The sequence below is a fragment of the Pseudomonas sp. SDO5271_S396 genome, assembly GCF_054071795.1.
In genome coordinates this window covers 1-6,397 of record NZ_JBSVWB010000100.1, presented here as the reverse complement: position 1 = coordinate 6,397, position 6,397 = coordinate 1, and the positions used below count along the sequence as shown (strand labels likewise).

Annotated in this window: 5 protein-coding genes; all 5 read left to right on the top strand. The window is 62.5% G+C overall.

The genetic code is table 11. The annotated features are described in order from the left end of the window. Window positions 1-170: 170 nt before the first annotated feature. The 5 genes from ACW9IN_RS29900 to ACW9IN_RS29880 all read left to right on the top strand — a co-directional run bounded on the left by ACW9IN_RS29900 (window position 171) and on the right by ACW9IN_RS29880 (window position 6,267). Window positions 171-1,094 carry a substrate-binding domain-containing protein gene (locus ACW9IN_RS29900; RefSeq protein ID WP_457369217.1) on the top strand — a complete coding sequence of 308 codons (924 nt, stop codon included), beginning with the start codon at window positions 171-173 and terminating at the stop codon, window positions 1,092-1,094. Between the two features lie 63 nt (window positions 1,095-1,157). Next, window positions 1,158-2,666, top strand: coding sequence for a sugar ABC transporter ATP-binding protein (locus ACW9IN_RS29895; RefSeq protein ID WP_457369216.1), 1,509 nt, complete (start codon window positions 1,158-1,160; stop codon window positions 2,664-2,666). Further along, window positions 2,632-3,624 (top strand): ABC transporter permease, encoded by a 993-nt coding sequence (locus ACW9IN_RS29890; RefSeq protein ID WP_457369215.1) that lies wholly within the window; start codon window positions 2,632-2,634, stop codon window positions 3,622-3,624. Before ACW9IN_RS29895 ends, ACW9IN_RS29890 begins: the two co-directional genes overlap by 35 nt. Before the next feature lie 28 nt (window positions 3,625-3,652). Beyond that, window positions 3,653-4,732, top strand: coding sequence for an alcohol dehydrogenase catalytic domain-containing protein (locus tag ACW9IN_RS29885; RefSeq protein WP_457369214.1), 1,080 nt, complete (start codon window positions 3,653-3,655; stop codon window positions 4,730-4,732). Between the two features lie 2 nt (window positions 4,733-4,734). Continuing rightward, a complete protein-coding gene (locus tag ACW9IN_RS29880; RefSeq protein WP_457369213.1) occupies window positions 4,735-6,267 on the top strand; it encodes an FGGY-family carbohydrate kinase in 1,533 nt (510 codons plus the stop codon). Window positions 6,268-6,397: the final 130 nt, after the last annotated feature.

The following is a 6,397-nucleotide window of genomic DNA, read 5'->3' as shown; positions in this document are numbered from 1 at the left end:
AGTGACCCGCTGTAAGAGCGGAACCATAAGCCGCCGTGACCGCAGCAACGGATATTCACCCAAGGCCGACCAACGGAGACTTGCGCCCCTCCAATTTCCTTGTTAGCTTTCCACAAAATGTTAACGATAACATTTGCTCTAACAATAAAAACAAAACAGAGACCCACGCCATGAAAATGCTTCCGAAAACCCTGTGTTTGTTGGCTGTAAGCATCACCCTCGGCTCTACTTCCCCGGCCTTTGCCGACGCCGCCAAGCCGCTGCGCATCGGCGCCTCCTTCCAGGAAATCAACAACCCTTATTTCGTCACGATGAAAGACGCGCTGGAACAGGCCGGCGCGACCATCGGCGCGAAGCTGATCGTCACCGACGCCCGCCACGATGTGTCCAAGCAAGTCAGCGATGTCGAAGACATGCTGCAAAAGGGCATCGATATCCTGTTGATCAACCCCACGGATTCGGTGGGCGTGCAGTCGGCGGTCAAATCCGCCCATGCCGCCGGCGTGGTGGTGGTCGCGGTGGACGCCCAGGCCGACGGCCCGCTGGACGCCTTCGTCGGTTCGAAAAACTTCGACGCCGGCTTCCAGGCCTGCGAATACCTGGCCAAAAACATCGGCGACAAAGGCAACATCGCGATCCTCGATGGCATCGCCGTGGTGCCGATCCTCGAGCGCGTGCGCGGTTGCAAGGAAGCCGTGGCCAAGCACCCGGACATCAAGATCGTCAGCATCCAGAACGGCAAGCAGGAACGTGACCAGGCGCTGACCGTCACCGAAAACATGCTGCAGGCCCAGCCCACCCTCAAGGGCATTTTCAGCGTCAACGACAACGGCTCCCTCGGCGCGCTGTCGGCTATCGAAGCCAGTGGCCTGGACGTGAAACTGGTGAGCGTCGACGGCGCGCCGGAAGCGATCAAGGCGATCCAGAAACCGGGCAGCAAATTCATCGCCACCTCGGCCCAATACCCTCGCGACCAGATCCGCCTGGCCCTGGGCATCGCCCTGGCCAAGCACTGGGGCTCGCAAGTGCCCGCCACCATTCCGGTGGACATCACCTTGATCGACCAGGCCAAGGCCAAGGACTTCAGCTGGTAAGTCGCCCAGGCCCCACGCCAATCGTGGGGCCCAGGTCATTCTTCTGAGCACGGGGTCGGCGGTATGAGCAGTCTTCTGAAGCTGGAAAATATCTGTAAGCGTTACCCGGGGGTGCAGGCCCTCAAGTCCATCAACCTGCAAGTGGAACGCGGCGAGATCCATGCCTTGCTCGGTGAAAACGGTGCGGGCAAATCGACCCTGATGAAGATCCTCGGCGGTGTCGAGCATCAGGACGAAGGGCAGATCCTGATCGATGGTCAGGCGCAGCAGTTTGCGACCTACCGTGATGCGATCGCCGCCGGCATCGGCATCGTGTTCCAGGAATTCAGCCTGATTCCCTACCTTACGGCGGTGGAAAACATCTTCCTCGGCCATGAGCTGAGCAATCGCTTCGGCCTGTTGCGCAAGCGCGAGATGGTCGAAGCCAGCGAGGCCCTGTTCAAGCGCCTGGGGGTAAGCATCGACCTGCAATGCGCGGTCAGGCACCTGAGCGTGGCCGAGCAGCAGTTCGTCGAGATCGCCAAGGCCCTGGCCCTGGACGCGCGCCTGCTGGTGCTCGACGAACCGACGGCGACGCTCACGCCGAGTGAAGCCGAGCTGTTGTTCGACATCATGCGCGAGCTCAAGCGCCAGGGCGTGGCGGTGATCTTTATCTCGCACCACCTGGAGGAGATTTTCCAGGTGTGCGACCGCATCAGCGTGCTGCGCGATGGCGGCAATGTGGGTGTGACAGACGTGGCCGACAGCGATATCGACCGCCTGGTGGAAATGATGGTGGGGCGTCGGCTGGAAAGCAGTTTCCCGCCCAAACCGGTCACCGAGCGCGGGCCGCTGGTGCTGGAGGTCAAGGATATCCAACTGGTGCGCAACGGCCCCCACAACAGCTTCCAATTGCACAAGGGCGAAATTCTCGGCTTTGCCGGCCTGGTCGGTTCCGGCCGCACGGAGCTGGCGCTGGGGGTGATGGGCGCACTGCCGTCGGTGAGCAAGGAGGTGTGGCTGCGCGGTGAAAAAGTCAGCCTCGATGACCCCGCCCAGGCCCTGGCCCATGGCATCGGCCTGTTGCCGGAGAGCCGCAAGAGCGAAGGGCTGATCACCGATTTCAGCATTCGCGAAAACATCTCCCTGAACAACCTGCCCAAATACCAGAATGCCTCGGGCCTGATCGACAAGGGTCGCGAATGCGCGAGTGTCGAGGGCTTGATGAAGCAGTTGTCGATCAAGGCGCCCAGCGGCGAAAGCCGGGTGCTGAACCTCAGTGGCGGCAACCAGCAGAAGGTGGTGATCGCACGCTGGATCAACCACCACTGCGACGTGCTGGTGTTCGACGAACCCACCCGTGGCATCGACGTCGGCGCCAAGGCACAGATCTACGCGCTGATGCGCAGCCTCACCGAACAGGGCTACGCGATCATCATGATTTCTTCCGAATTGCCCGAAGTCATCGGCATGTGCGACCGCGTCGCCGTGTTCCACAAGGGCGCCATCGTCAAGGTACTCGAGGCGTCTGCCGTCAATCCTCAAGAGGTCATGCGCCATGCAACAGGGGGCTCAAGTGAATATGTCCATTAACGCCGCAGGCACGGGCCGCCTGCGCCTGAACCTGGCGCGGCTGGTGCGTTCGCCGGCGTTCTATCCCTTTGTCGGGCTGGTGGTGGTCACCCTGGTGATGATCCTTGCCAGCGACACCTTCCTGACCACCAGCAACCTGTCGAATATCGCGCGCCAGGTGTCGATCAACGCGATCATCGCCGTGGGCATGACCTGCGTGATTCTCACCGGCGGCATCGACCTGTCGGTGGGCCCGGTGATGGCGCTGTCCGGCACCCTCACGGCTGGCCTGATGGTCGCCGGCCTGCCGCCAGGCCTGGCGATTGGCGCCGGGATGCTGATCGGCGTGGCCTTCGGTATCGGCAACGGCCTGTTCGTCGCCTACCTGCATATGCCGCCGATCATCGTCACGCTGGCGACCATGGGCATCGCCCGTGGCCTGGGCCTGATGTACACCGATGGCTACCCGATCTCGGGGCTGCCGGAGTGGTTCGGTTTTTTTGGGCGCCAGAGCCTGTTCGGCATCGAAGTGCCGATCCTGATCATGCTGGTCACTTATCTGGCCGCCTATGTGCTGCTCCAGCACACCCGCGTGGGCCGCTACATCTATGCCATCGGCGGCAATGAAGAGGCGGTGCGGTTGTCGGGCGTGCGCGCGGCGCGTTTCAAGTTGCTGGTGTATGGCATCAGCGGCCTCACGGCGGCGATTGCCGGGCTGGTGCTGACCTCGCGCCTGATGAGCGGCCAGCCGAATGCCGGTGTGTCGTTCGAGCTGGACGCGATTGCCGCCGTGGTACTGGGCGGGGCGTCGATTGCCGGCGGGCGCGGGGTCATCGTCGGCACCTTGCTCGGCGCCATGCTGCTGGGCGTACTGAACAACGGACTGAACATGCTCGGGGTCTCGCCCTACGTCCAGAGCGTGATCAAGGGCGGGATCATTTTGCTGGCGATCTTTATCAGCCGTCAGCGCCATCGTTAAACCTCTTACAAGAACAGGACCGAACACCATGGACAAGCACACTGAAATGCAAGCCGTCGTCTGCCACGGCCCCAAAGACTACCGTCTGCAACACATCAGCAAACCCAAGGCGCGCGCCCATGAACTGGTGATCCGTATCGCCGCGTGTGGCATCTGCGCCAGTGACTGCAAGTGCCACTCGGGCGCGGCGATGTTCTGGGGCGGCGACAACCCGTGGGTCAAGGCGCCCGTGGTACCGGGCCATGAATTTTTCGGGTATGTGGTGGAGGCGGGCGAGGGCGCCGAAGAGCACTTCGAGGTCAAGGTCGGCGACAAGGTGATCGCCGAACAGATCGTGCCGTGCGGCAAGTGCCGCTTCTGCAAGTCGGGCAAGTACTGGATGTGCGAAGTGCACAATATCTTCGGCTTCCAGCGTGAAGTGGCCGAAGGCGGCATGGCCCAGTACATGCGCATCCCCAAGACCGCCATCGTGCACAAGATTCCTGAATCGGTATCCCTGGAAGATTCGGCGCTGGTGGAGCCGATGTCCTGCTCGATCCACACCGTCAACCGTGGCGATATCCAACTCGATGACGTGGTGGTGATCGCCGGTGCCGGCACCCTGGGCCTGTGCATGGTGCAGGTGGCGGCATTGAAAACCCCGAAAAAGCTGGTGGTGATCGACATGGTCGACGAGCGCCTGGAACTGGCGAAAAAATTCGGCGCCGATGTGGTGATCAACCCGGCCCGGGACAATGCCCGCGAGATCATCAACGGCCTCACCGATAGCTACGGCTGCGACGTGTACATCGAAACCACCGGCGTACCGGCGGGCGTGACCCAAGGGCTGGAGCTGATTCGCAAGCTCGGGCGGTTTGTCGAGTTCAGCGTGTTTGGCGCTGAAACCAGCGTCGACTGGTCGATCATCGGCGACCGCAAGGAACTGGACGTGCGCGGCGCCCACCTTGGCCCGTATTGCTACCCGATTGCCATCGACCTGTTCGAACGCGGCCTGGTCACTTCCAAAGGCATCGTCACCCATGACTTCCCGCTGGATGACTGGGCCGAAGCCTTCGACCTGGCCAATTCGACCAAGTCGATCAAGGTGCTGTTGAAGCCGGTGGTGTGAAGATGGACTACGTGATGGGGGTCGACATCGGCACCCAGAGCACCAAGGCACTGCTGGTGGATGGTCAGGGACAGATCATCGCCCAGCACAGCCAGGGGTATCGCGTGGATACCCCGAAGGTGCGCTGGGCCGAGCAATGGCCGCAGGTCTGGCTGGACGCCGTCGAGACCTGCGTGGCGCAGTGCATGGCCAAGGCCGGCGTGCCGAAGGCGCAGGTCAAGGCGTTGTGCATCAGTAGCCTGTACGGTGGCTCGGGCATTGCGGTGGATGCGCAGATGACGCCGCTGCACCCGTGTCTGATCTGGATGGACCGTCGCGCCGGCGAACAGGTGGCCTGGGTGCGTGAACACGTGGACCTGGAGCGCCTGTTTCAGATCACCGGCAATTCGGTGGACAGCTACTACGGCTTCACCAAGATGCTCTGGCTCAAACAGCACCAGCCCCAGGTGTGGGCCGACACCCGCTACCTGCTGCCGCCCAACAGCTATATCAACTGGTGCTTCACCGGCGAGCTGGCGGTGGACCACAGCAGCGCCGGCAATATCGGCGGGGTCTACGATGTGCAGGCGCGCAACTGGTCGGGCGAAATGCTCGATGCATTGGGCATTGCGCGGGCGATGATGCCGCAGCGGCTGGTGCATGCCGGTGACGTCGTGGGCGGTTTGCAGGAACACTGGGCCACGCGCCTGGGCTTGCCGACGGGCATGCCGGTGCTGGCCGGTGGCGTCGATGCGGCCATGGCCACGTTGGCGGCGGGTGTCACCCAGCCGGGCAACCATGTGGCGATGATCGGCACCAGCATGTGTTGGGGTTATCTGAACCAGCAGGTGGATGCGCGCCACGGTCTGGTCAGCATGCCCCACGTCTACAACGGGCACCGCGACCTGTACATCTTTGGCGGTGCGATTACCGCCGGGGCGTCGGTCAGTTGGTTTCGCGAGCAGTTCTGCCAGGCTGAAGAGCAACAGGCCAAGGCCACCGGCCAGGACAGCCTGGCGTTGCTGGAGCAGGCCGCGACGAAGGTTCCGGCGGGCAGCGAGGGCTTGCTGTTCCTGCCGTACCTGATGGGCGAGCGCAGCCCGGTGTGGGATGACCGCGCCAGCGGCAGTTTTGTCGGGCTGAACCTCTATCACAGCCGCATCCACCTGTACCGTGCGGTGCTGGAGGGCGTGAGTTTTGCCCTGCGCCACAACATCGAAGCAGGCACGCGCGGCGCGCAGTCGCTGGACCCGCGCTTGATCGTGGTCGGCGGCGCGAGCCATTCGGACCTGTGGATGCAGATCATCGCGGATGTCACACGCTACCCGGTGTACACCATCGTGCAGGAAGTGGAAGCGGCCCTGGGCGCGGCTTTGCTGGCAGCCCATACGGTGGGGTGGGTGAGTGATGGGCAGATGGACAAGGGGTGGGTGCAGCTGGAACTTCGGGCGGAGCCCAAGGCGGAACATGTCGAGGCCTATGACCGTGCGTTTGACCAGTACCTGAAGCTGTATCCGGCGCTGAAACCGATCATGCATAACCTGCAAACCCATTGAATCAACACAATCGAATGTGGGAGCTGGCTTGCCTGCGATTACGGTGTATCAGTACCAGATGGATTGGCTGACACTCCGCCATCGCAGGCAAGCCAGCTCCCACAGGGATCTTCATCGTCTATGGAGCAGT

Coding starts and splice junctions, on each gene's coding strand:
- ACW9IN_RS29900 (WP_457369217.1), top strand. CDS start 171: ATGAAAATGCTTCCGAAAACCCTGTGTTTGTTGGCTGTAAGCATCACC.
- ACW9IN_RS29895 (WP_457369216.1), top strand. CDS start 1,158: ATGAGCAGTCTTCTGAAGCTGGAAAATATCTGTAAGCGTTACCCGGGG.
- ACW9IN_RS29890 (WP_457369215.1), top strand. CDS start 2,632: ATGCAACAGGGGGCTCAAGTGAATATGTCCATTAACGCCGCAGGCACG.
- ACW9IN_RS29885 (WP_457369214.1), top strand. CDS start 3,653: ATGGACAAGCACACTGAAATGCAAGCCGTCGTCTGCCACGGCCCCAAA.
- ACW9IN_RS29880 (WP_457369213.1), top strand. CDS start 4,735: ATGGACTACGTGATGGGGGTCGACATCGGCACCCAGAGCACCAAGGCA.